General features: G+C 69.4%; 26 protein-coding genes. 16 read left to right on the top strand and 10 right to left on the bottom strand.

Going from position 1 to position 25,574, the window contains the following annotated elements; translation table 11 throughout:
* Positions 1 to 55: 55 nt before the first annotated feature.
* Both MKD38_RS05895 and MKD38_RS05890 read left to right on the top strand, forming a co-directional pair.
* The gene (locus MKD38_RS05895) at positions 56 to 649 is read left to right on the top strand and encodes a sigma-70 family RNA polymerase sigma factor (protein WP_252675196.1); all 594 of its coding nucleotides are present in this window, start codon (positions 56 to 58) and stop codon (positions 647 to 649) included.
* A gap of 40 nt (positions 650 to 689) precedes the next feature.
* Positions 690 to 905: a zf-HC2 domain-containing protein gene (locus MKD38_RS05890; protein WP_092314587.1), complete on the top strand. Its 216-nt coding sequence runs from the start codon at positions 690 to 692 to the stop codon at positions 903 to 905.
* A gap of 66 nt (positions 906 to 971) precedes the next feature.
* On the opposite strand, the gene MKD38_RS05885 is transcribed toward MKD38_RS05890, so the two are convergent.
* The gene (locus MKD38_RS05885; RefSeq protein ID WP_252675195.1) at positions 972 to 1,352 is read right to left on the bottom strand and encodes a hypothetical protein; all 381 of its coding nucleotides are present in this window, start codon (positions 1,350 to 1,352) and stop codon (positions 972 to 974) included.
* 275 nt (positions 1,353 to 1,627) lie between these two features.
* Here MKD38_RS05885 and czcI point away from each other — a divergent pair, with 275 nt between their 5' ends.
* The 4 genes from czcI to MKD38_RS05865 all read left to right on the top strand — a co-directional run bounded on the left by czcI (position 1,628) and on the right by MKD38_RS05865 (position 7,904).
* Positions 1,628 to 2,002 carry a cation efflux protein, CzcI family gene (gene czcI, locus MKD38_RS05880; RefSeq protein ID WP_252675194.1) on the top strand — a complete coding sequence of 125 codons (375 nt, stop codon included), beginning with the start codon at positions 1,628 to 1,630 and terminating at the stop codon, positions 2,000 to 2,002.
* Positions 2,003 to 2,118: 116 nt separating this feature from the next.
* Positions 2,119 to 3,396, top strand: coding sequence for a TolC family protein (locus MKD38_RS05875; RefSeq protein ID WP_252675193.1), 1,278 nt, complete (start codon positions 2,119 to 2,121; stop codon positions 3,394 to 3,396).
* 16 nt (positions 3,397 to 3,412) lie between these two features.
* A complete protein-coding gene (locus MKD38_RS05870) occupies positions 3,413 to 4,720 on the top strand; it encodes an efflux RND transporter periplasmic adaptor subunit (protein WP_252675192.1) in 1,308 nt (435 codons plus the stop codon).
* A 13-nt stretch (positions 4,721 to 4,733) separates the two neighbouring features.
* Positions 4,734 to 7,904 (top strand): CusA/CzcA family heavy metal efflux RND transporter, encoded by a 3,171-nt coding sequence (locus tag MKD38_RS05865; protein ID WP_252675191.1) that lies wholly within the window; start codon positions 4,734 to 4,736, stop codon positions 7,902 to 7,904.
* A 17-nt stretch (positions 7,905 to 7,921) separates the two neighbouring features.
* Here the strand turns inward: MKD38_RS05865 and MKD38_RS05860 are convergent, their stop codons facing one another.
* Positions 7,922 to 8,341 carry a hypothetical protein gene (locus MKD38_RS05860; RefSeq protein WP_252675190.1) on the bottom strand — a complete coding sequence of 140 codons (420 nt, stop codon included), beginning with the start codon at positions 8,339 to 8,341 and terminating at the stop codon, positions 7,922 to 7,924.
* Between the two features lie 207 nt (positions 8,342 to 8,548).
* Here MKD38_RS05860 and MKD38_RS05855 point away from each other — a divergent pair, with 207 nt between their 5' ends.
* The 3 genes from MKD38_RS05855 to MKD38_RS05845 are packed head-to-tail and all read left to right on the top strand — an operon-like array spanning position 8,549 to position 10,842.
* Entirely contained in the window at positions 8,549 to 9,703 is a 1,155-nt protein-coding gene (locus tag MKD38_RS05855) for a cytochrome P450 family protein (RefSeq protein WP_252675189.1), read from the top strand.
* A 16-nt stretch (positions 9,704 to 9,719) separates the two neighbouring features.
* Positions 9,720 to 10,076: an antibiotic biosynthesis monooxygenase family protein gene (locus MKD38_RS05850; protein WP_252675188.1), complete on the top strand. Its 357-nt coding sequence runs from the start codon at positions 9,720 to 9,722 to the stop codon at positions 10,074 to 10,076.
* Positions 10,077 to 10,086: 10 nt separating this feature from the next.
* The gene (locus MKD38_RS05845; protein ID WP_252675187.1) at positions 10,087 to 10,842 is read left to right on the top strand and encodes a sulfite exporter TauE/SafE family protein; all 756 of its coding nucleotides are present in this window, start codon (positions 10,087 to 10,089) and stop codon (positions 10,840 to 10,842) included.
* 103 nt (positions 10,843 to 10,945) lie between these two features.
* On the opposite strand, the gene MKD38_RS05840 is transcribed toward MKD38_RS05845, so the two are convergent.
* Entirely contained in the window at positions 10,946 to 11,695 is a 750-nt protein-coding gene (locus tag MKD38_RS05840; protein ID WP_252675186.1) for a carbonic anhydrase, read from the bottom strand.
* Between the two features lie 287 nt (positions 11,696 to 11,982).
* Between MKD38_RS05840 and MKD38_RS05835 the strand changes: the two genes are divergently transcribed.
* The gene (locus tag MKD38_RS05835) at positions 11,983 to 14,496 is read left to right on the top strand and encodes an esterase-like activity of phytase family protein (RefSeq protein WP_252675185.1); all 2,514 of its coding nucleotides are present in this window, start codon (positions 11,983 to 11,985) and stop codon (positions 14,494 to 14,496) included.
* Between the two features lie 55 nt (positions 14,497 to 14,551).
* Here the strand turns inward: MKD38_RS05835 and MKD38_RS05830 are convergent, their stop codons facing one another.
* On the bottom strand, positions 14,552 to 14,749 hold the full coding sequence (locus MKD38_RS05830; protein ID WP_115702313.1) for a DUF3606 domain-containing protein: 198 nt from the start codon (positions 14,747 to 14,749) through the stop codon (positions 14,552 to 14,554).
* 132 nt (positions 14,750 to 14,881) lie between these two features.
* Here MKD38_RS05830 and MKD38_RS05825 point away from each other — a divergent pair, with 132 nt between their 5' ends.
* Together MKD38_RS05825 and MKD38_RS05820 are read left to right on the top strand one after the other, a co-directional pair.
* Positions 14,882 to 15,979 (top strand): extracellular catalytic domain type 1 short-chain-length polyhydroxyalkanoate depolymerase, encoded by a 1,098-nt coding sequence (locus MKD38_RS05825; protein WP_252675184.1) that lies wholly within the window; start codon positions 14,882 to 14,884, stop codon positions 15,977 to 15,979.
* Positions 15,980 to 16,057: 78 nt separating this feature from the next.
* Positions 16,058 to 16,255, top strand: coding sequence for a type II toxin-antitoxin system Phd/YefM family antitoxin (locus MKD38_RS05820; RefSeq protein ID WP_252675183.1), 198 nt, complete (start codon positions 16,058 to 16,060; stop codon positions 16,253 to 16,255).
* Positions 16,256 to 16,281: 26 nt separating this feature from the next.
* On the opposite strand, the gene MKD38_RS05815 is transcribed toward MKD38_RS05820, so the two are convergent.
* Together MKD38_RS05815 and MKD38_RS05810 are read right to left on the bottom strand one after the other, a co-directional pair.
* Positions 16,282 to 16,590 carry a 2Fe-2S iron-sulfur cluster-binding protein gene (locus MKD38_RS05815; RefSeq protein WP_252675182.1) on the bottom strand — a complete coding sequence of 103 codons (309 nt, stop codon included), beginning with the start codon at positions 16,588 to 16,590 and terminating at the stop codon, positions 16,282 to 16,284.
* Positions 16,583 to 17,200 (bottom strand): IMPACT family protein, encoded by a 618-nt coding sequence (locus MKD38_RS05810; protein ID WP_252675335.1) that lies wholly within the window; start codon positions 17,198 to 17,200, stop codon positions 16,583 to 16,585. The genes MKD38_RS05815 and MKD38_RS05810 overlap by 8 nt, the downstream gene beginning before the upstream one ends.
* 269 nt (positions 17,201 to 17,469) lie before the next feature.
* On the opposite strand from MKD38_RS05810, the gene MKD38_RS05805 reads away from it, so the two are divergent.
* The 3 genes from MKD38_RS05805 to MKD38_RS05795 all read left to right on the top strand — a co-directional run bounded on the left by MKD38_RS05805 (position 17,470) and on the right by MKD38_RS05795 (position 21,918).
* A complete protein-coding gene (locus MKD38_RS05805; protein WP_252675181.1) occupies positions 17,470 to 19,464 on the top strand; it encodes a PhoX family protein in 1,995 nt (664 codons plus the stop codon).
* 277 nt (positions 19,465 to 19,741) lie between these two features.
* Complete coding sequence (locus MKD38_RS05800) at positions 19,742 to 21,202, top strand: alpha/beta hydrolase family protein (RefSeq protein ID WP_252675180.1); 1,461 nt, start codon at positions 19,742 to 19,744, stop codon at positions 21,200 to 21,202.
* A 98-nt stretch (positions 21,203 to 21,300) separates the two neighbouring features.
* Positions 21,301 to 21,918 carry a DUF938 domain-containing protein gene (locus tag MKD38_RS05795; protein ID WP_252675179.1) on the top strand — a complete coding sequence of 206 codons (618 nt, stop codon included), beginning with the start codon at positions 21,301 to 21,303 and terminating at the stop codon, positions 21,916 to 21,918.
* 17 nt (positions 21,919 to 21,935) lie between these two features.
* On the opposite strand, the gene MKD38_RS05790 is transcribed toward MKD38_RS05795, so the two are convergent.
* Entirely contained in the window at positions 21,936 to 22,700 is a 765-nt protein-coding gene (locus MKD38_RS05790; protein ID WP_252675178.1) for a sulfite exporter TauE/SafE family protein, read from the bottom strand.
* Positions 22,701 to 22,886: 186 nt separating this feature from the next.
* Between MKD38_RS05790 and cysK the strand changes: the two genes are divergently transcribed.
* Positions 22,887 to 23,804 carry a cysteine synthase A gene (cysK, locus tag MKD38_RS05785; protein ID WP_252675177.1) on the top strand — a complete coding sequence of 306 codons (918 nt, stop codon included), beginning with the start codon at positions 22,887 to 22,889 and terminating at the stop codon, positions 23,802 to 23,804.
* A 61-nt stretch (positions 23,805 to 23,865) separates the two neighbouring features.
* Here cysK and MKD38_RS05780 read toward each other — a convergent pair whose 3' ends face one another.
* From MKD38_RS05780 to MKD38_RS05770, 3 genes are all read right to left on the bottom strand, one after another.
* Positions 23,866 to 24,354, bottom strand: a complete 489-nt coding sequence (locus MKD38_RS05780; protein WP_252675176.1) for a GFA family protein — start codon at positions 24,352 to 24,354, stop codon at positions 23,866 to 23,868.
* A gap of 80 nt (positions 24,355 to 24,434) precedes the next feature.
* Positions 24,435 to 25,100, bottom strand: coding sequence for a DNA oxidative demethylase AlkB (gene alkB, locus MKD38_RS05775; RefSeq protein WP_252675175.1), 666 nt, complete (start codon positions 25,098 to 25,100; stop codon positions 24,435 to 24,437).
* A 32-nt stretch (positions 25,101 to 25,132) separates the two neighbouring features.
* Complete coding sequence (locus tag MKD38_RS05770) at positions 25,133 to 25,549, bottom strand: type II toxin-antitoxin system HicB family antitoxin (RefSeq protein WP_252675174.1); 417 nt, start codon at positions 25,547 to 25,549, stop codon at positions 25,133 to 25,135.
* Between the last annotated feature and the right edge of the window lie 25 nt (positions 25,550 to 25,574).

Genomic DNA, 25,574 nt, shown 5'->3' with positions numbered 1-25,574 from the left:
GGGGAGGGCGCAGGTATGATGGCGCATCCGTCCAGGCAACCGCCCCCGATCCCCGATGAGCCTTGACCCCGCCGAACTGCAGACGCTACGCCCCTACCTGTTGCGCTTCGCGCGCCTGCAGCTGCGCGACGAGGCGGTGGCCGAGGATGCCGTCTCGGAAACGCTGCTGGCCGCGCTCGAGCATCCGGAGCGCTTTGCCGGCCAGTCGGCGCTGCGCACCTACCTGGTCGGCATCCTCAAGCACAAGATCATCGACGCGCTGCGCAGCGGCAGGCGCGAGGTCAGGCTGGCGCTTGCCACCGACGGCGATGGCCAGCCGCAGTCCGACGACGACGCCTTCGACGCCCCGTTCACGCGCAACGGCCACTACCAGGACCCGCCCTCCGACTGGGGCGATCCGGAGCGCGCGTTCGAACGCCGCGAGTTTTTCGAGATCCTGCAGCTATGCGTGGACCGCCTGCCGGCGCGCACCGGCCGCATCTTCATGATGCGGGAATGGCTGGAGCTGGACACCGAAGAAATCTGTCAGCATTTGCAGATCAGCGCGACCAATGCCTGGGCGATGCTCTACCGGGCCCGCATGCGCCTGCGCGAATGCCTGGAACTGCACTGGTTCGGCCAGCGCGGCCGCCCCGGCAAGGCGAGCTGAGCCCGCCAACGCCCACCCCAGCGAACCGTCACGGACCAAGATGCCGGAAACCCCACCCTCCCGCCCGCCGCGCCGGCTGCTGCCGGACTGCGAAGAGGTCCACCACCTGACCATGAAAAGCCTGGACCTGCCGCTGTCCTGGACGGAGCGGCTGCGCGTGCGCTCGCACCTGGCGATCTGCGATGCGTGCACCCGCTTCAGCGCGCAGATGCGCACGCTGCGCGAGGCCATGCACAGGCTGGGGCGCGACGAATGACAAAAGGCCAGCGCTGGCGCTGGCCTTCTTGCTGATTTTCTCTCGCTGGCGTGAGGCGTTGGCCGCTCAGGCGCGGGCGCATTCGCCGTAGGGGTCGAACTTGCCGGTGCGGCTGCCTTCGGTAAAGGTGTCGAAGCTGCGGGCAGGCGATGCCGACACGCCGCTGCGGTCCAGGCCGGCGACGGTGCGGGCGCCGTCGGTGAAGGGGTCGGCCTTGCCGGTGCGGGCGCCGTCGGTGAACGGATCCGCCTTGCCGGCGCGGGCGCCGTCGGTGAAGGCGTCGTGGCTGCGGAATTCATAACCATACTTGTCGCCCGGCACGGTGCTGCGGAAGCTGTAGCCGTACTTGTCGCCGGGCAGGGCTTCGGCGGCGGTGGCGGCCTGGGCGGCGCCCAGCGCGGCCAGGGTCAGCAGCAGGGCGGAAGCGAGGCGGGTGGTCTTGGTCATGGTGGTTCTCCGTTAGCTTGTTGAATTTGTCAGAAGGCGTTGCTTTGTGTGCGTGCCGTTCATGTAGGGAACTATAGGAGTCCAGCCGTCAGCAAAGCGGGTGCTTTGCCGGATGAGTTATTCAAAAATACTGAATAAGCCGTCCGGTGGCGCGCGCCAATGCCATGACGCAAATGTAATGACCCCGTTGCCCGAATGCCCGCCGTGCCTCGGTTAAACTTGCGGCTCGCTGCCGGCGCCCGGTTGTCATGCCGGCAGTGCAGATCTGACCATTCATGCAACGGCTCCTCCTCGTCCTCCTTGCGCTCGTCCTGCCGCTCCAGTTCGCCTGGGCGGGAGCCGCCGCGTATTGCGGGCACGAGGTCGCGGCCTCGGCCAAGGCGCATTTCGGCCACCACGAGCACCGGCACCAGGCCGGCAGCGGCAAGCAGGGCCAGCAAGCCGATCCTGCGCAGGACAAGGCCAGGCTGAACCTGGCCGATCCCGACTGCGGCGTCTGCCATATCGCCTCGCTGCCGTTCGCGCCGGCCGATGCGCAGGACGTGCCTGCTCTGCGCCGGGTGGAGCTGGCGCCGCCGGTGCCGCAGCCCAGCTTCTCCTCGCACAGCGCGCGCGCGCCCGACCGCCCGCAGTGGCCGCGTCTCGCTTAGCCGGCGAGACGACGCTTCCCCGCTATCCCGATCCATTCCGATCGCTTCCTGGCGTCATGACCGCATGACGCCAGACGTCTCGCCGAATTTCCCCGGTTTTTTCCTGGTGCAATTCGATGCGAAGACTTTTGCTGCCGCTCGGGCTGGCGGCCGTGCTATCCAGCCCTTTCCCCGGCGTCGCGCAGACGGCGCCCCCTGCCGTGGCGTTGCCACCGGCTGCCGCGCCGCCCGGCGCACCACAGCTGGCCGCGTCCCAGACCCTGACCCTCGATGCCGCGCTGGCGCTGGCTGAAGCCGGCAGCTTCACGCTGTCCGCTGCCGGCAAGGAGCTCGACGCCACCGAAGGCGACCTGATCCAGTCGCGCGTGATCCCCAATCCGGAACTGGCGGTGTCGATGGAAGACACGCGCAAGGCCTCGCGCTCGACCACCGGGCAGGTCAACCTGCCGATCGAACTCGGCGGCAAGCGCGCCGCGCGCATCGGCCTGGCCGAGCGCGGGCGCGAGCTGGCGCAGGCCGAGCTGGGCAGCACCCGGGCCGAGCTGCGCGCCGCGGTGATCGCGCGCTTCTTCGGCGTGTTGGTCGCGCAGGAGCGCGTCCGCCTGGCCGAGGGCTCGGTCGGTATCGCCAGCCAGGCCGCCGACGCCGCGGGCCGGCGCGTGGCCGCGGGCAAGGTGGCGCCGCTGGAAGCCACGCGCGCCAGGGTGGAGCAGGCCAACGCCGAGCTGGAGCTGGCCGAGGCCACCGGCGTGCTGCAGTCCGCGCGGCAGTCGCTGGCGGCGCTGTGGGGCGACAGCGTGCCGCGGTTTGCGCAGGCGCAGGGCGATCTCGATGCCTTGCCGTCGCGGCCCGCGCCGGCCGCGTTGCAGGCGGCGCTGGAAGACTCGCCGCTGCTCGAAGCCAGCCGCCTGGCGGCGGAGCGCCGCCGTGCCGAAGTGGCGGTGCAGCGCAGCCGCCAGTATCCCGACGTGACCGTGAGCCTGGGCGCCAAGCGCGACAACGAGGCCAACCGCAACATGGCGGTGCTGGGCGTGGCGATTCCACTGCCGCTGTTCGATCGCAACCAGGGCAACCTGTACGCGGCGCTGCGCCGTGCCGACGGCGCGCAGGACGCCCACGCCGCGGCGCGCGTGCGCCTGCGGGGCGAACTGCAGCAGGCTTCGACGCAGCTGTCGGTGTCGCGCGCCGCGGCGCAGACGCTGCAGGCCTCGGTGCTGCCGGCGGCCGAGCAGGCCTACGCCGCCGCCTCGCGCGGCTTCGAGGCCGGCAAGTTCAATTTCCTCGACGTGCTGGATGCCCAGCGCACGCTGTTCCAGGCGCGCATCCGCTACCTGGACGTGCTGGCCCGCACCTATGACGCGGCCGCCAGCATCGATCGCATCCTCGGACACTGATACGGAAGCTGCAGACATGGCAATGAGCAAGCAACAACGGGCCGCCGTGGTGGCCATCCTGGCCGCGGGACTTTTGGGCGGCGCGGCGATCCTGTTCGCCGGCAAGGGCGGCAACACCAGCGGCGAGGCCGCGCACGGGCATGCCGAACATGGCGACGAGCATGGGCACGAGCACGACAAGGACGGCAAGAAGGCGGAGGACAAGGCGGAGGACAAGGCAGGGCAAAAGGCCGCTGCACATGCCGGCGCGAGCGCGCCCGCGGCGCAGCCGCAAGCCGAGGGCAAGCCGCACGTGATCGCACTGACGCCCGCGCAGATCGAACAGGCCGGCATCGGCATGGCCACCGCCGCCGCCGCGGCGCTGCGCAGCAGCGTCGATTTCCCCGGCGAAATCCGCTTCAACGATGACCGCACCGCGCACGTGGTGCCGCGCGTCGCGGGCGTGGCGCAGGCGGTGCCGGCCAACCTGGGCCAGGCGGTGCGCAAGGGCGAGGTGCTGGCGCTGATTGCCAGCACCTCGGTGGCGGAGCAGCGCAGCGAACTGCTGGCCGCGCAGAAGCGCGAGGCGCTGGCGCGGGCCACCTACGCGCGCGAGAAGACGCTGTGGCAGGAGAAGATCTCCGCCGAGCAGGACTACCAGCAGGCGCGCGCCGCGCTGGAAGAGGCGCAGATCGCGGTGCAGAACGCGCGCCAGAAGCTCACCGCGATCGGCGCCGCCGAGCGCGGCGGCACCGGCGGCGCGCTGAACCAGTTCGTGCTGCGCGCGCCGTTCGACGGCATCGTGGTCGAGAAGCATCTGTCGCTGGGCGAAGCGGTCAAGGAAGACGCGAGCGTCTTCACGGTCTCGGATCTGAGTTCGGTATGGGCCGAGTTCGTGGTGTCCGCGCGCGACCTGGACCGGGTGCGCGTGGGCGAGGCGGTCACGGTGCACTCCAGCGCCTCCGACACGCAGGCCGAAGGCAAGGTGTCCTATGTCGGCGCCTTGCTGGGCGAGCAGACCCGCACCGCCAAGGCGCGCGTGACGCTGGCCAATCCGGGCACGGCGTGGCGCCCCGGGCTGTTCGTCACGGTGAGCGTGCTGGGCGCGCCGGTTCAGGCGCCGGTGACGGTGGCGGCCGACGCGGTGCAGCAGGTCGATGGCCAGAGCGTAGTGTTCGTTGCGATGCCGGACGGGTTTGCGGTGCAGCCGGTCCAGACCGGGCGCACCGACGGCAAGCTGGTGGAGGTGACCCAGGGCCTGCAGGCCGGCGCGCGCTACGCCGCGGCCAACAGCTTCATCCTCAAGTCCGAGCTGGGCAAAGCCAGCGCCGGGCATGAGCACTGAGCGGGAGGCGCGCATGTTCGAACGCCTGATCCGCTTTGCCATTGCGCAACGCTGGCTGGTGCTGCTGGCGGTGCTGGGCATGGCCGCGCTGGGCCTGTACAGCTATACCCGGCTGCCGATCGACGCGGTGCCCGACATCACCAACGTGCAGGTGCAGATCAACACCGCCGCACCGGGCTATTCGCCGCTGGAGACCGAGCAGCGCATCACATACCCCGTTGAGACCGTGATGGCGGGGCTGCCCGGGCTGGAACAGACCCGCTCGCTGTCGCGCTACGGGCTGTCGCAGGTGACGGTGATCTTCCGCGATGGCACCGACATCCACTTTGCGCGCCAGCTGGTCAACCAGCGCATCCAGGAAGCGCGCGACCAGCTGCCGCCCGGCATCACGCCCGCGATGGGACCGATCTCGACCGGGCTGGGCGAGATCTACCTGTGGACGGTCGAAGCCGACCCCGGTGCGCGCAAGCCCGATGGCACTGCCTACACGCTATCCGACCTGCGCGAGATCCAGGACTGGGTGATCCGGCCGCAGCTGCGCAACGTGCCGGGCGTGACCGAGGTCAACGCCATCGGCGGCCATGCGCGCGCCTATGTGGTCGCGCCCGACCTGGCACGCATGGCCTCGTACGGACTGGCGCTGGCCGATGTGGTGAGCGCGCTGGAGAAGAACAACGACAACGTCGGCGCCGGCTATATCGAGCGCCGCGGCGAGCAGTACCTGGTGCGCGTGCCGGGCCAGGTGCGCTCGCTGGACGAAATCGGCGACGTGATCGTCGGCAGCGCGCAGGGCCAGCCGATCCGCGTGCGCGACGTGGCCACGGTGCAGACCGGCGGCGAGCTGCGCACCGGCGCGGCCACCGAGAACGGCCGCGAGGTGGTGCTGGGCACGGTGTTCATGCTGATCGGCGAGAACAGCCGCGCGGTGTCGCAGGCGGCCGACCGCAAGATGGCCGAGATCAATCGCACGCTGCCGGCGGGGGTGAAGGCCGTCACCGTGTACGACCGCACCACGCTGGTCGACAAGGCCATTGCCACGGTCAGGAAGAACCTGCTTGAAGGCGCGGTGCTGGTGATCGCCATCCTGTTCCTGTTCCTGGGCAACCTGCGCGCGGCGCTGATCACCGCGCTGGTGATCCCGCTGTCGATGCTGTTCACCTTCACCGGCATGGTCCACTACCGCATCAGCGCCAACCTGATGAGCCTGGGCGCGCTGGACTTCGGCATCATCGTCGACGGCGCGGTGGTGATCGTCGAGAACTGCGTGCGCCGGCTGGCGCATGCGCAGGCCAGCCAGGGCCGCGCGCTGACGCGCGACGAACGCCTGCACGAAGTCTTTGCCGCCGCGCGCGAGGCGCGCCGGCCGCTGCTGTACGGCCAGCTGATCATCATGGTGGTGTACCTGCCGATCTTTGCGCTCACGGGGGTCGAAGGCAAGATGTTCCATCCGATGGCCTTTACCGTGGTGCTGGCGCTGCTGGGGGCGATGGTGCTGTCGGTGACCTTCGTGCCCGCGGCGGTGGCGCTGTTTATCGGCAACCGCGTCGCCGAGCGCGAGAACCGCCTGATGGCGTGGGCGCGCCGCCGCTACGCGGTGCTGCTCGAGCGCGTGCTGGCGTCGACGCCGGTGGTGCTGGCCGGCGCCGGCGTTGCCGTGGTGTTGTGCCTGGCGATTGCCACGCGCCTGGGCAGCGAATTCGTGCCCAGCCTCAACGAGGGCGACCTCGCGGTGCAGGCGCTGCGCATACCCGGCACCAGCCTGACGCAGTCGGTGGCGATGCAGCAGCAGGTGGAAACCGCGCTGAAGGCCAAATTCCCGGAGATCGAGCGCATCTTTGCCCGCACCGGCACCGCGGAGATTGCCTCGGACCCGATGCCGCCGAATATCTCCGACGGCTACATCATGCTCAAGCCCGAATCGCAATGGCCCGATCCGCGCCGCACGCGCGACGCGCTGATCGCCGCGATCCGCGCCGAAGTGGGCAAGCTGCCGGGCAACAACTACGAGTTCTCGCAGCCGATCCAGCTGCGCTTCAACGAGCTGATCTCGGGCGTGCGCTCGGACGTGGCGGTCAAGGTGTTCGGCGACGACAACGCCGTGCTGGAGCAGACCGCCAACCGCATCGCCGCGGTGCTGCAGGGCATTCCCGGCGCGGCCGAGGTCAAGGTCGAGCAGACCACCGGCCTGCCGATGCTGACGGTGCAGATCGACCGCAACCAGGCCGCGCGCTACGGGTTGAACCTGAGCGATATCCAGGAGGCGGTGGCGATCGGCATCGGCGGCAAGGTGTCCGGTACCTTCTTCAGCGGCGACCGGCGCTTCGATATCGTGGTGCGCCTGCCCGAGTCCGTGCGTGCCGACGTCGACGCGCTGCGGCGCCTGCCGGTGGCGCTTCCAAAGGATGCCGGTGCGCGCACCAGCTATATCCCGCTGAGCGAGGTCGCCAGCGTGGAGATGGCGCCGGGCCCCAACCAGGTCTCGCGCGAGAACGGCAAGCGCCGCATCGTCGTCAGCGCCAATGTGCGTGGGCGCGATATCGGCAGCTTCGTGCCCGAGGCCGAGGCCGCCATCCGCGCGCGCGTGGCGATCCCCGCCGGCTACTGGACCAGCTGGGGCGGCACCTTCGAGCAATTGCAGTCCGCCACCGCAAGGCTGCGCGTGGTGGTGCCGCTGGCGCTGGGGCTGGTGTTCGTGCTGCTGTTCGCCATGTTCGGCAACGTCAAGGACGGGCTGCTGGTCTTTACCGGCATTCCGTTCGCGCTGACCGGCGGCATCCTGGCGTTGTGGCTGCGCGGCATCCCGTTGTCGATCTCGGCGGCGGTGGGCTTTATCGCGCTGTGCGGCGTGGCGGTGCTCAACGGGCTGGTGATGCTGTCGTTCATCCGCTCGTTGCGCGAGGCCGGGCATGGGCTCGACCACGCCATCCGTGAAGGCGCGCTGACGCGCCTGCGCCCGGTGCTGATGACGGCGCTGGTGGCCTCGCTCGGCTTCGTGCCGATGGCGCTGGCCACCGGCACCGGTGCCGAGGTGCAGCGGCCGCTGGCCACGGTGGTGATCGGCGGCATCCTGTCGTCGACGGCGCTGACGCTGCTGGTGCTGCCGGTGCTGTACCGGCTGGCGCATCGCAACGATGCGCTGGCGGCCGCGCGCGCCGATGGGCAGATAGCGACGATGGAGACGTGACAAGCGTGCCCGGCGGCCTATCGCGGTGTGCCGGGCGGCGTGCCGGGCGGCACGCCGGGCAGCGCGCCGGGCGTCAGCACGCTCATTCCCGAGACCCCGCTCGAGGTGGTGCGGCGCTGGCTCATCAGGACACCGTTCTGGTCGAACTCGAACAGCACCGTCGAAGCTCGGATCGCGCCGCCGGCAAACAACGGCCCGATGAAGGGGATGAAGCTCTCGGGGTGGGGCTGGGAGGTGGCGAACGAGTAGACCAGGATGGTCGAGCCGTCGCGCAGCGTCGCTTGCGACGAAGGCGGGCCGAGCTGCGTGGTGACGTCGCCAAGCGTGGAGAAGCCGGGCAGGAAGTTCGACATGTGCTCGGGCCTCACGTCGACGCCGGTGGAGATGCACGCCGCCAACATGAGGCCGGCCACAACCAGTGCGTGAACACGCTTCATGTCGTCACCCGCCGTACTTGGTAAGGCGTGGCCGCGCCAAGGCGCGCGGCACGCCGTGCTCAAAGCATACAACCAATCGCCGGGCCGCAGGCCCTGCATTCGACCCTTCACGACACCGTGAAGCTTTCGGCGCGGCCGCGGCGGCATGATGCCGATGTGCGCCCGAGCTTGCGGCGCAGCCAGCCAACACATGCGATTCGCGCCGCCATGCCAGAGACCATCACAGCCAGCTCCGCCGGGATCGACCCCCTCAGCGCCGTCACGCACCCCGACCCCTATCCCTACTACCGTGAACTGGCCGCCACCCGACCGTTCTTCCGCGAGCCACGCCTGGGGCTGTGGGTGGCCGCCGGGCCGCGCGAAGTCGCCGCCGTGCTGGCCCATCCCGACTGCCGCGTGCGCCCGCTCGCGCAGCCGGTGCCGCCCGCGCTGGCCGGCACCGCCGCCGCAGACCTGTTCGGCCGGCTGATCCGGATGAATGATGGCCCCGCGCATGCGCCGCTCAAGGCGCTGTTGATGCCGATGCTGGCGGCGGTGGATCCGGGCGTCGCGGCGCAACGGATCGCTGCAATCGCGCGAATGATGGATACGGGCGAGGACGCGCACGCTGCGATGCCGGCCGCATCGGTCAACCGCTGGCTCTTCGCCTTGCCGGTCGTCGCCGTGGCAGCCGTGCTCGGCCTGCCGGTGGCGCGCGACCGCGGCACGGCGGTCGAGGTCGCGCAGCAGGTTGCCGCGTTTGCCGCCGCCCAGTCGCCGCTGGCGGACGCAGACACCGTGCGCGCCGGCGCCGAGGCGGCGCGGTGGCTGGACACGTGGCTGGCCTCGTCGCTCGCCAGCAGCGTAGCGGCTGACGGCCCGCTGCCGGCGCTGCAACGCGCGGCACAGGCCGCCGGCATCGAGGGGCAGGCGGTCGCCGCCAATATCATCGGCCTGCTGGTCCAGGCCTGCGAAGCGACTGCCGGGCTCGCGGGCAATACTCTGCTGTGGCTGGGCCGCAATCCATCGGCCGGCGATATGCCGTTGCAGGGCGTGGTGGCGCGCGCCGCGCAGGACGATCCGCCGGTACAGAATACGCGGCGATTTCTTGCTGCCGATACCGAGCTTTGCGGCCAAGCCGTCAAGGCCGGCGACACGGTGCTGGTGCTGCTGGCCGCGGCATCGTGCAGCGGCCTTGCCGACGATGCGCGGGCGTGGACCTTCGGCCACGGCCGCCATGCTTGCCCCGGTGACCGGCTGGCGCAGGCGCTGGCCACTGCGACGGTGGCGGCACTGCGTGCGCGCGGCGCCGATCCCGATGCGCTGGCGCGCGCATTCCGTTATCGTCCGTCGCTGAACGCGCGCATTCCGCATTTCCTTTGATCTCACGGAGACAACCATGATCGCCGTCATCTTCGAAGTCGAGCCCGCACCGGGCCGGCAGGACACCTACCTCGACATCGCCGCGCACCTGCGTCCGCAGCTCGAGGCCATCGATGGCTTTGTCTCGGTGGAGCGCTTCCAGAGCCTGACCAATCCCGGCAAGCTGCTGTCGCTGTCGTTCTTCCGCGACGAGGCCGCGGTGATTGCGTGGCGCAATACGCTGGCGCATCGCCAGGCGCAGGCCGCCGGGCGCGGCGGCGTGTTCGCCGGCTACCGGCTGCGCGTGGCGCAGGTGCTGCGCGACTACGGGCTCGCTGCGCGCGAGCAGGCGCCGGCGGACAGCCGCGCGGTGCACGACCGCGACGCGGGCTGAGGGCGCGGCGATGACGATGGAGTCGATCGGCACGCAGGCCGCGTTCATCGGCCTGACCTTCCTGCTGGCGGGTTTCGTCAAGGGCGTGGTCGGGCTGGGCCTGCCCACGGTCGCGGTGGGCATGCTGGGGCTGGTGATGCCGCCCGCGCAAGCCGCGGCGCTGCTGGTGGCGCCGTCGATGGTGACCAACGTGGTGCAGCTGTTCAGCGGCCCGCGCTTCGGCCAGCTGGTGCGGCGCCTGTGGCCGATGCTGGCGGCGATCTGCGCCGGCACCTGGCTGTGCGCGGCATTGGTGCCGGCCGGCATGATGACGCACGCGACTTCCGCGCTGGGCGTGGCGCTGGTGCTGTACGCGGTAGTGGGTTTGGCTGCGGTAAAGCTGACGGTGCCGGCCGGCGCGGAACGCTGGCTCGGGCCGCTGGTCGGGCTGGTCACGGGCGGCATCACCGCGGTCACGGGTGTGTTCGTGATTCCGGCCGTGCCCTACCTGCAGGGGCTGGGGCTGCACAAGGAGAGCCTGGTGCAGGCGCTGGGCCTGTCGTTCACGGTGTCGACCGTGGCGCTGGCGGTCAGCCTGGCGCTGGGCGGAGCGCTGCTGCATATGCCGGTGCTTGGGGCGTCGGCGCTGGCGCTGGTGCCTGCGCTGGGCGGCATGTTCCTGGGGCAGTGGCTGCGCCACCGCATCAGTGCAGAGCGTTTTCGCAAGTTGTTTTTTTGCGGGTTGCTGGTGTTGGGTGGGGAATTGGCGATGCGGGGGCTGGGGTGAAGGGCGTCGAGCCTTGTTCCTTGCCGCGGTTTGCTCCCCTCTCCCGCAAGCGGGAGAGGGAGTACCCAAGCGGTGCTGGAAGTTTCTCTGCCTTGGAAATATCTCAGCGGCTTGCCTGCACCGTCCTGCCATTCAGCGGCTGCACCGGCCGCGCGTTCATCGGATAGAGCTTTCGGAACGCCGCCAATTGTGCCGGCGACACTTCCACCGGGGTCTTCAGCACCTGCCAGCGCACGTCCTCGCTGCATGGCGGCGTCGTCAGCGAACCGGTAAAGGACCAATAGGCCTGCTGCGCCGGCAGCAGCGCCGCAACGTCCAGCGGTGCAGCCAGTTCAAGCGATTCGCCGGCCTTGGCCGGCAGGCTGGCGAACACTGGCTTGAGCGCTGCATTCTCGCGGCCGGACTTGAACAGCACGGCCACCACCGCCAGCTTGCCTTCGGCGTTCTGGTGCACCAGGTGCGCCACCAGCGGATAGGTCTTGCCGTTGACCTTCTCTTCGCTGGGCGTATGGAAGTGGAACTGCAACAGCTTGTACGGCACGCCGTCCAGTTCGATCTGCCCCGCCAACGGCAGGTTGACCTGCACGGTATGGCCGTTGTTGACCACGGTGCCGGGCGCCGCGGCGTAGCCGAAGCCGATCGGCTTCAGGTCGGCGGGGCGCGCCTTGCCGGTGCGGATGTCGATCGGCGACTGGTGCTTGCCCAGCGCGCAGGTCTGGTAGGCCTGGTCCAGCTCGGCCCAGTGGCTGGTGCCGGTGGGGCCGGTGTAGCTCCAGTGCGATTCGTTGCCGGCCCATGCGGCCGGTGCGAGCAAGGCGGCGCAGAGGGTGTAAAGCGGCAGCTTGGTGTTCATGTGTCGATGCGTCCTCGTGTTGGATAACCCCTTGTTCTCCGACGTGGTGTTATCGATCTGTCCCAGTCTTGAGTGCCGGGTCCGGGCCCGGGCCGGAAATCATGCAGCAAAACTGCCGGCGGGCGAATAAGACATTGCTGAATTCCGGTCTGCACTGCGCTTAACGCGAGTAAGGGTTGCATGCCGCTGCGCGATTCATGCGTGTCGCTCATGCTGTCACGCAAGCGACATCAAGCCGACATATCGGCACACCACCATGGCGCTTTGCCCAACTCCAGGAACCTGCAATGCGCCTGAGCGTCTTCCCTTCGCGCCGGACCCGCGCGGCACTGGCCAGCGCCGCGGTGGCGGCATCGCTGCTGGCGGCATGCGGCGGCGACGATAACGACAGCGGCAACGGCACGCCTACGGTCAGCGCGCCCACGCTGGTGGGCCGCGCGGTGCTGCCCGCCGCCACCTTTGCCAGCGGGCCGCAGTCGGGGCGTTATGTCACCGGCGATCTCAACGGGCAGACTGCGCCGTTCGCGTCGCAGCCGGTGCAGGGCTTCTCGGCGGTGCTGCGCGACCCGGACGGCAGCTTCATGGTGATGGCCGACAACGGCTACGGTTCGCTGGAGAACTCGGCTGACTTCAACCTGCGCGTCTACACGGTGGCGCCCACGTTCAAGACCGCGGCCGGCGGCGCGGGCAGCGTCGCGGTGCGCAGCTTTATCGAGCTGAAGGATCCCAACAAGCATGTGAAGTTCGCGATCGCGAACCAGTTCACCAGCGAGCGCGTGCTGACCGGCGCCGACTTCGATATCGAGAGCATGCAGCGCGCCAGCGACGGCACGCTGTGGTTCGGCGATGAGTTCGGCCCGTTCCTGCTGCATACCGACGCCAACGGCGTGCTGCTGGAAGCGCCGATCCCGCTGCCGGATTTCGAGAACGCCGGCAAGGAGATTCGCTCGCCGCAGAACCCGTTCAACGAAGAAGCCACGCCGGTGCGCATCATGAACGCGGTGCGCGCGCATGCCTTCGCGCATGGCGGCACGCGCGCGCCGGTGTTCGCGCCGTATTACGTGCAGCTCAAGTACGACGTCAACGGCGTCAAGTCGAGCCCCGACGCGCACTACGCGCGCGGCAGCAATCCGCAGCCGGGGCTGGTGCCGGCAGTGTCCGACACGCTCGACGTGGCCTCGGTCAAGGCCGCCGGCTACAGCGTGGTGACCTGGACCGTCAACGACAGCGCCAAGATGACCGAGCTGCTGAAGGCCGGCGTTAACGGCATCATCTCGGACCGTCCCGATCTGCTCTACGCGGCCGTCGCCGCCTACGATGCCAACGGCGACGGCAAGGCCGGCGACTACCTGACCGCTGATGGCCTGATCGATGCCGCCAGGTTCGACGCCCAGGGCCACCGCGGCGCACGCGACCTGCGCCCGGAGAACACCCTGCCGGCGATGGAGGCCGCGCTGGACAACCTGATGACCACGCTGGAGACCGATGTCGGCATCACCGCCGACGGCGTCGCGGTGCTCAAGCACGATCCCTATATCGAATCGGTCAAGTGCCGCCGCGCCGACGGCGCGCCCTACGGCACCGCCGACGAAGTGCTGATCAAGAACCTGACCGCGGCGCAAATCCAGTCCACCTATATCTGCGACAAGCTGTTCCGTGGCCCGAGCCAGCGCAACGATGCCGCGCTGTCGCCGGTGTCGGCGGCGATGGCGGCGGGCAAGGGCTATGCCAGCCCCTACGTGGTGCCGCGCGCGCAGGACGTATTCGATCTGGTCAGCGCCTATGTCGCGTACTACAGCACCGGCGCGGGCCGGGGCCATGCGCAGGCGGCGCAGCGCGTGAAGAACGCGCAGGCGGTGCGCTTCAATCTCGAGACCAAGCTCAACCCGCGCAGCGACAAGGACGGCAAGGGCAACGTCTACAAGGACCGCACCGTCGGCGCCGAGCCGATGGCCGACACGCTGGCGGGCGTGATCAGCGCCGCCGGCATGGCCCAGCGCGCCGATATCCAGAGCTTCGATTTCCGCACGCTGCTGCGCGTGCAGGAAAAGTTCCCGGCGATCCGCACGGTGTACCTGTTCGGCGACTTCCCGATCTATGGCGACGCGGCCAACAGCGATGACGGCACCAACATGCAGGACGAGGCCGGCGCCAACACGCCGTGGATGGCGGGCCTGTACTGGCCGTACCGAGCCACCGTGACGTCGAACCCCATGCGCGCGAAGCGCTCGGGCGGCTTCGAGGGCATGGCGATCAGCGCGGACGGCAACAAGCTCTATCCGCTGCTGGAACTGCCGCTGGCCGGCCACGACGGCAAGACGCTGCTGATCTCGGAGTTCGATATCGCCACGCGCCGGTACACCGGGGTGCAATACAAGTACCGGCTCGACGACAAGGGCACCAATATCGGCGATTTCATCCTGTTCAACGCCAGCGAGGGCATTGTCATCGAGCGCGACGGCTCGCAGGGCGACCCGAACGGCTTCAAGAAGCTGTTCCAGGTGACGCTGGGCAAGCCGGGCGACTACGTCGCCAAGTCCGAACTGGCCAACCTGATGGCGCTGCGCGACCCGTCCGGCATCAGTGCGGGCGGTGCCCCGGGCGACGTGGCGCTGGGCGATCCGTTCGGCATGCCGTTCAATACCATCGAAGACGTGCTGGTGCTGGACCCGACCACGCTGCTGGTGATCGACGACAACAACTTCCCGTTCAGCGTGGGGCGGCATGTCGGCAGCAAGATGCCGGATGACAGCGAGTTCATCCAGATCCGGCTGCCCAAGGCGCTCAACCTGGGCGGCTAGGACGCCAGGCTGCGCAAGACGCTGCGTGCTGGCATCCCCGCCGGGGTTGGGGATGTCAGCCGGAGCGGGCGCCCGCGTGCTGCTGTTCCAGCTGCGCGCGCACCGCCGAGATATGATCGCCGGCGTGGTCGACGGCGTTTTCCAGGTCACTGGTGCTGCAGCCGAGCTCCCTGCACCAGTACTGCACTTCGAGCGGATCCATCAGGTTGATGCGGCCCGGATCCAGGGGCCTGAACTCGCTCACATCGCTCATGCTTGCCTCCGGTTCGTGTCTGGGGGCGACACGGTCCTTGCATTGTAGGCAGACATCAGGCGCGCGTTGCATGCAAGTTGCGCCGGCCGCAGCGCATATCATGTGGCGGTGATCCCTTGCACAGGAAGCCGCATGCCCCGCTCACCCGGCGCGAAACTCTGGTCCACGCTGAACAAGACCGCATCCCGCCACGCGCGCCAGATGCAGCGCGCCGTCAACAAGAACCTGACCAAGCCGATGACCGAGGCCATCGTGCGCAACGCGGTGAAGCAATCCGCTGCAGTCACGGCCGCGACGCAGCGCGCCTTGTCCGGCGTGGTGTCGCCGGTGGCGGCGCCGCAAAGCCGTGGCAGCGGGCGCTGGGAAGAGGGCACGTGGGGTGCGCCGCTGGCGCCGCGCCGCTACCGCATTTTCGTGCCGGCCGGCGCCACCGCGTCGCGCCGCGCGCCGATGCTGGTGCTGCTGCACGGCTGCGGCCAGGACGCCGCAAGCTTTGCCGCGGTCACGCGCGCCGCCGCGGTGGCGCGTGAATCCGGCTGGGTGGTGTTGCTGCCCGAGCAGAGCTCGCAGGCCAATGGGCAGCGTTGCTGGAACTGGTTCCGGCCCGCCGCGCAAGGCGCCATCGAAGCCGGGCTGCTGATGACGCTGATCGACCAGGCCTGCCGACGCCATCCGGTGGCGGCGGACCGCATCAGCGTGCTGGGCCTGTCCGCCGGCGGGGCGATGGCGCTGATGCTGGGGCTGCGCTATCCGTCGCGCTTTGCCGCGGTGGGCTCGCACTCCGGCGCCGTGCCCTGGAGCGCAAGCAATGCCGCGCAGGCCGCGCGCGCCATGCGCGGGCAGCGCGGGCCCGACGCCAAGACCATGCAGGCGCTGCGCTTCGGCCTGGCGGGACGCCGCCCGCCGCCGTTGCTGCTGCTGCACGGCGATGGCGACCACGTGGTCGACTTCGGCAACGCCACCGCCGCGGCCGGCATGTGGTTGCACCTGCAGCCCGAAGGCACACCGCCGCTGGCCGGCGTGCCGTCGCGGCGCATCCAGCGCGGCATGCGCCACGCCATCGATGTGTTCGACTGGTACGAGGGCAGGTCGCCCTACCTGCGGCTGGTGCGCGTGGAAGGCCTGGGCCACGCATGGAGCGGCGGCGCCGGCGGGCACGCGTTCTCGGACCCGGCGGGGCCGGATGGGTTGAAGCTGGCGTTGCGGTTTTTTCTGGCGGTTGGAGGGTAAGGCGGGCTTGACGCCTTAGGGAGATCGCGTTGTCATGCGATGACGCGCGATTTACTGCACTTTCTCTGGCGTCGAGCCATGCGAATCATCGATATTAAAGATGCGAAAAAGCATCTTTCACGACTGGTGGAGGAGGCCGCCAACGGCGATCCCTTCATCATTGCCAAGGCGGGCGTACCGCTGGTGAAGGTAGTCGCATTCACTGCAAGCGCGCAACCAGCGAAACGTCGCCTCGGATTCATGATTCCCCCCGACGGCAACGCCCGGCCCGGATAAAAGCGCCGAATAGTCCCTTCGGAGCCTCACCCCAAGCTGACCGGCTCAAACACCACATCACTCTCCGGACAAGCCACGCAGGGCAGTATCAGCCCCTCGTCTTTCTCGTCCGGACTCAGCCCAGGCCACTCGACCCGGTAGCGGATCGTCCCCGCGTGCAGCCGGCTGGCGCAGGCGCGGCAAGTGCCGTTGCGGCACGAATTGGGCAACGCCACGCCTTCAAGCAACGCCGCCTCCAGCAGGCTCAGCGCCGCCGGCGCGGTGAAGCGGGCAGGGCCGGGCAGCACCTGTGCGGTGAATTCGGCACTTCCGTCCGAAGGCTCCATGTCAGCCATGGCTGTCGTCCTCCGCCTGCGGAAACTGCGCGCGGCCGTGGGTGGCGTCCCGCAATGCGTCGCGCGCGGCGTCGAGCCGGGTCGCGGGCATGCGCAGCACCAGCGTGGCGAGGGCGCCGTAGCCGGTCTCGGCCAGCGTGCAGCCAGCGGGCGCCTCGTAGTCAAGCCAGCGGCGCACGCGCGGCTCGTCGGCATAGTCGACCGCGACGGCCAGCGTGCCATAGGCGATGCGCTCGACCCGTTCGGCCGATTTCAGGGCCGCGGCGATGGCATCGGTGTAAGCGCGCACCAACCCGCCGGCACCCAGCTTGACGCCACCGTAGTAGCGCACCACTGCCGCCAGCACGCCGTCGAGGTCGTGGTGGCGCAGCACTTCCAGGATCGGCCGGCCGGCGGTGCCGGAGGGCTCGCCATCGTCGGACATGCCTGAGGCACCGCCGGCCAACAGCGCCCAGCACACGTGGGTGGCGGTGGGGTGCTCGGCCCGCAGCGCCTGCAGCGCGGCCATGGCGGCGTCGCGGTCGGCAACCGGCAGCGCCAGCGCCAGAAAGCGGCTCTTGCGGATCTCGATCTCGGCGTGGACGGGGGTGGCTAGCGTGTAGGTGGGCAAGGGCAAGCGGCGCGGAACTGGTACGGAAATCCGCGCCGGCCGGGCCGCGGATGCAAGGCGGCAGTGTACCGCAGCGGACCCGGTTGCCCCCGAAGCCTGCAACGCTTTGTGTTGCATCGTCAACTTGGTGTCACAAACGGGGCCTACGATCCGCCCCGGACGTGCGCGATGACGCCCGCCGCCGCCTGTGCAACAGGTGCCTGGTCCCGCCCCCGGGACTGGCGCAAACACGCAGTGAACCATCCCTTTCCTTTCCCCGGATCGAAAACATGCTTGAACAACCCAATGCTGGCCGCCGCAAGGCCCTGAAGCTATTGGCCGGCGCGCCCATGCTGCCGCTCGGTCTCGCCTCCACCAGCCTGCTGGCAGGCTGCGGCGGCGGCAATGACGCCGCGCCGGTGCCGGCCCCGGCTCCCGCGCCCGGCCCGGCCGCCACCTTCACCACTGCCGAGTTCGTGCCGATGAGCGCGCCGACGCTGGCCACGCCAGAAGCCATGGCGACCACCACGGTCGGCTCCAGCCTCAAGGTCTCCTTCAGCGACGGCAGCAGCCAGACCTACAAGCTGGCCTACCAGCCCTTCTTCGTCACCGGCGACACGCTGTCCGACGGCAAGGGCGGCACCCTCGTGGCGGGCGGCTACTACGACATCAACAACCAGCCGATCATCGATACCTCGGTCGCCGGCAAGGAACGCCAGTTCTTTTCCGATGCACCGGACGGCAGCTCGCTGCTGACGCTGGCCAACCCGACCGTGCCGGGCGTCAAGGGCAACACGGTGTTCGCGGTGCTGCAGTTCGAATACACCACGCGCAACCAGGGCAATGCCAGCATGTACGGGCTGCTGCCGTCGCCGATCGCGGTGCTGACGCTGGACCAGGACCCGGCCACCGGCAAGCTCACCCCGGTCAGGTACCACAACGTCGACACCTCGGGCGTCAACGGCCTGTGGATTACCTGCGGCGCCAGCCTGTCGCCGTGGAACACGCACCTGTCGAGCGAGGAATACGAGACCGACCTGATGGACGCCAACGCGGTCGCGCAGCTGCAGGGCTACAGCCGCAACCTGTACGGCGACCCGGCGCGCGCCAACGCCTACAACTACGGCCACCTGCCGGAAGTCACGGTGCACCCGGACGGCACCGGCACCATCAGGAAGCACTATTGCCTGGGCCGCATCTCGCACGAGCTGGTGCAGGTCATGCCGGACGAGCGCACCGTGCTGATGGGCGACGATGCCACCAACGGCGGCCTGTTCCTGTTTATCGCCGACCAGGCGCGCGACCTGTCTGCCGGCACGCTATACGTGGCCAAGTGGCACCAGACCTCGGGCACCGGCCCGGGCAGCGCCACGCTGTCATGGACCCGGCTGGGCCACGCCACCAGCGCCGAGATCCGCGCGCTGGTCGACGGCGGCATCCGGCTGACCGACATCATGGACGTCAAGACCGCCGACCCGGCCGACGGCAGCTACACCCGCATCCTCTACAACGGCAAGCCCAACTGGGTAAAGCTGGTGCCCGGCATGGAAAAGGCCGCGGCGTTCCTGGAAACCCACCGCTATGCCGCGCTGGTCGGCGGTAGCCTGGGCTTTACCAAGATGGAAGGCACCACCGTCAACATCAAGGACAAGAAGGCGTACTCGGCGATGTCGCGCATCGAATCGAGCATGCTCGCGGGCAATGCCGCCAATGCCGGCGACATCCAGGTGGAAGGCCCGTACTCCGGCGCGGTCTATGAACTGAACCTGAAGGGCGGCCAGGCTGACAAGAGCGGCACGGCGATGGCGAGCGAATGGGTGCCGGTCGACATGGCCGCGGTGCCGGCGCTGATCAGCGAAGACCTCGGCGGCGGCAAGATGAAGCAGCAGGATGCGCTGGGCAACTTCGCCAACCCCGACAAGGTGGCCACGCCGGACAACCTGAAGTTTTCGGAAAAGCTGCGCACGCTGTTCGTCGGCGAGGACAGCAACACCCACGTCAACAACTTCCTGTGGGCGTACAACGTCGACACCAGGGTGCTCAGCCGCGTGCTGTCGTGCCCGGCCGGCGCCGAATCCACCGGCCTGCATGCGGTGGACGAGATCAACGGCTGGACCTACGTGATGAGCAACTTCCAGCATGTCGGCGACTGGGAGTCCCCGCTGCACGACAAGGTCAAGGCGCAGCTCGATCCGCTGGTGCGCGCCAGCTACAAGGACCGTTTCGGCGCGGCGGTCGGCTACCTGACCGGCGACCCGACCGGCGTCAGGCTGGCCAAGGCCTGACGCGCGGCGACGTGCGGGCATGACAACGGCGGGCTTCGGCCCGCCGTTTGCATTGTGGCGCGTGCAGCCGTCTGGCCTGCTGGTCGGCTAACACGCGGCACCGGTTCAGGCGAGCCGGGGCTAACCCGCATCCGTTGCAACGGCCCCGGCGCGTCGAGGATGGCCTCCATGCGGCTTGCGCCACCGTGTCCTAAAGTGGTGGGGGCGCCGGTCACGGCACTTCGCTGCCGGCGCCATCCGCCAGGACAACAAGAACCGCATAACAAGGAGACCAGGCATGAAACGAGCTGTCGGGAAAGCCGCGATGCTGTGCTTCGCCGCCACGCTGCTGTACGGCTGCGGCGGCGATGACGATGAGCCGGCGCAGAACCCACCGCCGCAGGTCGAAGAGAAGCGCCCGCAGGACGACCGCACCTTCACAGTGGAAGCCGCCACGCTGCCGTTCGCGGCGCTGGCCGGCGCGCCCGAGGCCGACCGCTGGTGGGGCGTGCAGGATGGCGCCGGCTACCGCATCGAGGTGCCGAAGAACTGGAACGGCCGGCTGGTGATGTATGCCCACGGCTACGCGGGCACCGGCGCGGCGCTGTCGGTGACACCTCCCAGGATCCGCCGGCACCTGCTGGCCAACGGCTACGCCTGGGCAGCGTCCAGCTATGCCAAAAACTACTATGACGTGCGCGCCGGCCTGGAGGACACCAACGCCCTGGCGCTGGCCTTCACGCGCATTGCCGCGCAGAACGGGCGCACGCTGGCGGCTCCGGCGCGCCTCTACATCGTCGGCCATTCAATGGGCGGCCATATCTCGGCCGCGGCGGTCGATGAAGAGAACATCCAGGCCGCCAACCACAAGGTGCGCTACCACGGCGCGGTGCCGATGTGCGGCGTGCTCGGCGATACCGAGCTGTTCAACTACTTCGGTGCCTACCAGACTGCCGCGCAGCAGCTGGCCGGCTATCCGGTGACGGCGTGGCCGGCGGCCAACTGGGCGCAGATCGCGCCGGCGGTGCGCGCGGCGCTGTTCATCACTTATCCGGGCCAGACCACGGCGCAGGGCGATACCCTCAAGGCGATCGTGCGCAACCTGACCGGCGGGCAGCGGCCGCTGTTCGACTGGGGCTTCGGCGGCCCGGGCGCGCAGGGGCTGCAGGACGCGGTGTGGAGCACCTTTGGCCAGGACGGCTCGGTCAACGGCATCCTGACGCAGAACGTCGTCAACACCACCGGCATTACCTTCCAGTTCGACAATGACCCGGCGCAGTCGGTGGCGGAGCAGTCGTTCAACGCGGGCATCTTCCGCGTTAGCGGCAGCGCCGAGGCCAACCGCGCGCGCAGCGACGGTCTGCGCTGGATCCCCAGGACCAATGCGCGCATCGGCGTGCCGGTGGTGACGCTGCATACGCTGGGCGACATGTACGTGCCGTTCAGCATGGAGCAGATCTACAAGCGCCGCGCCGATGCCAACGGCACCGCGCAATGGCTGGTGCAACGCGCCATCCGCGGCGTCAGCCATTGCGACTTCACCGTGGCGGAAGAGGCCAGGGCCTTCGACGACATGGTCAACTGGGAACAGAACGGCGTGAAGCCGGCCGGTGACGAGGTGCTGGACGCCGCCACCGTGGCCAGCCCGGCCTACGGCTGCAAGTTCACCGACAACACGCTGGCGAGCGGCGACGAAAGCCAGACCACGGCGGCGCTGCGGCCGTCGGTGGCGCAGGCGTTCCCGTGCGCGCCGGGCTGAGCGGCGCTTTGGCAGCGTAGCGCAGTGGCGCGCGGCGGGCCCCCCGCCAATTCTGCTACGCTAGGCGCATTCCCCAGCTACCGCTTGCGCATGCCATCATGACCGGCCCGACCCACGACCCCGACGCGCGCCGCATGGCGCCCGCCACCGAGCGCAACCGCGAGCCCATCCTCGCCGTGCTGCGCCAGGTACTGCCTGCCAGCGGCACGGTGCTGGAAATTGCCAGCGGCACCGGGCAGCACGCGGTGCACTTTGCCGCGGCGCTGCCGGGGATCACCTGGCAGCCCAGCGATCCGGACGCCGCCGCGCGCGCGTCGATCGCGGCCTGGACCGCGCACGCGGGCCTGGCCAATGTGCGTGCGCCGCTGGCGCTGGATGTCTGCAGTGAGCCGTGGGGCATCGATGCTGCGGATGCGGTGGTCTGCATCAACATGATCCATATCGCCCCTTGGGCCGCGGCCGAGGCGCTGTTCGCGGGCGCCGGCAAGCTGCTGGGGTCGGGGGGCGTGCTGTTCCTGTATGGCCCTTACCGTCGCGGCGGCGCGCACACCGCGCCCAGCAACGCCGCCTTCGACGCGCAGCTGCGCGCTACCGACCCCGACTGGGGCGTGCGCGACATGGAGGCCGTGATCGCGCTGGGCGCGGCGCAGGGCCTGCGCTGCGACGAGCCGGTGCCGATGCCGGCCAACAACTTCTGCCTGGTGCTGCGCAAGTAGCGCCTAGTGCGCGGATCTCAGCCGCGCACCAGCATCACCACCGCGGTAGCGATCAGGCACACGGCGAACAGGGCGCGCAGTCGGCGCTCGGGCATCCGGTGCGCCAGCGCCACGCCCCACGAGATGGTCAGCATGCCGCCCAGCGACAGCGGAATGCCGCTGGCCCAGTCGACCTGGCCGGCATGGGCATAGGTGGCCAGCGCCACCACCGCGCCGGGCGTCACCAGCGCCAGCGCCAGGCCTTGCGCCGCGGCCTGGCGCAGCCCGAACAGGCCGACCAGTGCCGGCGCGGCGACCACGCCGCCGCCCACGCTGAAGAAGCCGGAGAACAAGCCACCGATCACGCCCACCAGCGGAATCCATCGCGCCGAAACACGCGCCTGCGGCGCCGTCACCGCGCGCCCCGGCAGCAGCCGCCACAGGAAGTACAGCGCCATGCCGATCATGAATAGCGCGAAGATCCGCCGCAGCAGCTGCGCATCCATCGCGGTGGCCGCGCGCGCGGAGAGCCAGGTCGCCAGCACCGCGGACAAGCCCAGCACCACCGCCGTGCGCAGCGCAATGTCGGCGCGCTTGCGGTATTGCCAGAAGCCGATCAGCACATTGGGCGCGATCATCACCAGCGCGGTGCCCTGCGCTAGCTGCTGGTCCATGCCGAACAGCAGCCCCAGCGCCGGAATCGCGATCAGCCCGCCGCCGATGCCGAATAGCCCGCCCACCGCGCCGAGCAAACCACCAAGTCCGAAGATCAGCAGGGAGGACAGCAGCAGGTGGTCAGGCATCGATGCAAGGGAGGCAATGCGGGGGATTTCGGTCCGGATTCCGGAGAAAGCGGGGGCAAGGCGCGGCGGCCTCAATCATACGCGAGCGGCCCCGCCGGCGCTTTGCACTAAAATCGGCAGGTCATTCGATCCTGCGCTGCACGCGCTTGCCAGGCTCGCTGCATCGCAACCGCCACGGAGAACACCATGAAGGTCCAGAACATCCTGCAGACGATCGGCAATACCCCGCATATCCGCATCAACCGGCTGTTCGGCAACGGCCACGAGGTCTGGATCAAGTCCGAACGCAGCAACCCCGGGGCTTCGATCAAGGATCGCATCGCGCTGGCGATGGTCGAAGACGCCGAACGCCGTGGCGTGCTCAAGCCCGGCGGCACCATCATCGAGCCGACCTCGGGCAACACCGGCATCGGCCTGGCGATGGTGGCCGCGGTCAAGGGCTACCAGCTGGTGCTGGTGATGCCGGACAGCATGTCGGTCGAGCGCCGCCGGCTGATGCTGGCCTATGGGGCCACCTTCGACCTGACCCCGCGCGAGAAGGGCATGAAGGGCGCGATCGCGCGCGCCGAGGAGCTGGTCGCCGCCACCCCGGGCGCGTGGATGCCGCAGCAGTTCGAGAACCCGGCCAACGCCGACGTGCATGCGCGCACCACCGCGCAGGAAATCCTGAATGATTTCCCCGAGGGGCTAGACGCGCTGATCACCGGCGTCGGCACCGGCGGTCACCTGACCGGTTGCGCGCGGGTGCTGAAGGACAAATGGCCGCGGCTGAAGGTGTTCGGGGTCGAGCCGGTGGCCTCGCCGGTGATCTCCGGCGGCGCGCCGGCGCCGCACCCGATCCAGGGCATCGGCGCGGGCTTTATCCCGAAGAACCTCGACACTGCGCTGCTCGACGGCGTGATCCAGGTCGACGCCGAGCCCGCGCGCGAGATGGCGCGCCGCTGCGCGCGCGAGGAAGGCATCCTGGTCGGGATCTCGTCGGGCGCCACGCTGGCGGCGATCGCGCAGAAGCTGCCGGACCTGCCCGCCAACGCGCGCGTGCTGGGCTTCAACTACGACACCGGCGAGCGCTACCTGACGGTCGAAGGCTTCCTGCCCGCCTGAGGGACGTCGGCGGCGTGCGCGCGGCTTGAACGAAACCGTTCCTGTCGCGCCTGCCCGCCATTCAGCGCGACGACAGGCCGTGCCGCTTGTGCCAGTCGGCCAGCGATTCCTCCGGCCACGTGTCGCAATGCACATGGCCCTTGCCGCGCGGCACGTCGACCCAGGGCGCGACGGAGTCCAGCGAGGCCTCCACCACCTCGGGCGGGCGCGGCAGCGGCGTGTCGATGGCCGAGGCATGGGGATACAGCAGCTCGGGCCAGCGCGGATCCCACAGCCACAGCGCGCTGCCGCACTTGACGCAGAAATGCCGCTGCGCCGGCGAGCGCCGCGCGCGCTTGCCGGGCTCGCGCAGCACGGCGTGATAGACGCCCAGGTGCTTGCGCCCGCGCACGCGCAGCGTGGCGGCATCGCCGCCGATGTTGATGGCATAGCCGCCACCGCCCGCCGTCTTGCGGCAGATCGAGCAATGGCAATGCATGTAAGGGCAGGGCGAATCGGACTCGAGCGAGAAGTGGACCGCGCCGCAATGGCAGGAGCCGTCGAGATGCATGGGAAGGACCTTTGCACGGTGGCGTTCGGGACAGTCCATTGACTGTAGAAAACCCCCGCCAAAGTGCCAAGGCCGGGCGCCTATCGCGCCTTGCGGAACGTCAGGTTGACCCGCAGCGCCCCGAGCAGCGAATGATCGCCATCGGCCAGCGGCGCCACGCCGTGGAACGCCAGCCGCGACGGCCCGCCCCACACCACCACGTCGCCATGCGCCAGCCGGATCCGCTGCGGCTTGTCGGCACGGCGCATGCCGCCAAACAGGAACACCGCCGGCAGCCCCAGCGACACCGAGACGATGGGCGCGGTGAAATCGCGCTCGTCGCGGTCCTGGTGCAGCGACAGGCGGGTGCCCGGCACATAGCGGTTGATCAGGCAGGCATCCGGCGCAAAACCGGCGTAGCCGGCCTGCGCCGCCGCGCCGGCGGCCAGCTCGCGGAAACTCGCGGGCATGTCGGGCCACGCCTGTCCGCTCAGCGGATCGACCGCGTCATAGCGATAGCCGCGCGCGTCGGAGACCCAGCCGCACGCACCGCAGTTGGTCATCGCCACCGACATCTTCAGCCCGCCGGGCGTGACCATGTGCCGCCAGGGGGCCAGGGCCACGATGGATTGCACATCGGCGAGCAGCACTTCGGCATTGGCCCGTGCCGCGCCGCGCAGTACGACGGCGCCGTCGGCGAGGGGCTCGATGGCGGGGGTGGCGGCGCTGTCTTCTTCGGGCAGGTCGTCGAACAGGTCGAACGTCATGGTGGGGAAGTTGCTGCTGTGGCCCGGCGGGTTCAGGCGACCTTCAGTTCCAGCCGCTTGCCCAGCGCCCGGAAGGCAGCTTCGATCGTGTCGATCTTGGTCGCATGATCCAGGTTGACGATGCGCTGGACTTCCTGCTTGCGGGTATGCAGGCGGCGTGCCAACTCCGCCTGCGTGACCCCCTGCGCGATCATCTCGTTGAGCAGCAGCACCTTTGCCGACATGCTTGCCGGCAGCTCCACCAGATGCTGGCCGCGTCCGGCCTTCGACGGCAGCGGCACCGGGCGGCCATCCTCGAAATAGAACTCCATGGCCGTGGCAAGCGCATCGGCGGCCATCTCCTGGGCCTGCTCGATCGTGGCGCCGCTGGTCAGGGCTTCCGGGATATCGGGAAACGAGACCGCAAAGCCATCGCCGTCGGGGACGATGTTGGCGGGAAAACGAAGCATATTGAAACTCCTTTGGCGACAAGGG

The organism is Cupriavidus sp. WGlv3 (assembly GCF_023952475.1).
Classification (GTDB): domain Bacteria; phylum Pseudomonadota; class Gammaproteobacteria; order Burkholderiales; family Burkholderiaceae; genus Cupriavidus; species Cupriavidus phytorum.
The sequence above is the reverse complement of the archived record's forward strand: the minus strand, read 5'-3'. Positions and strand labels throughout refer to the sequence as shown.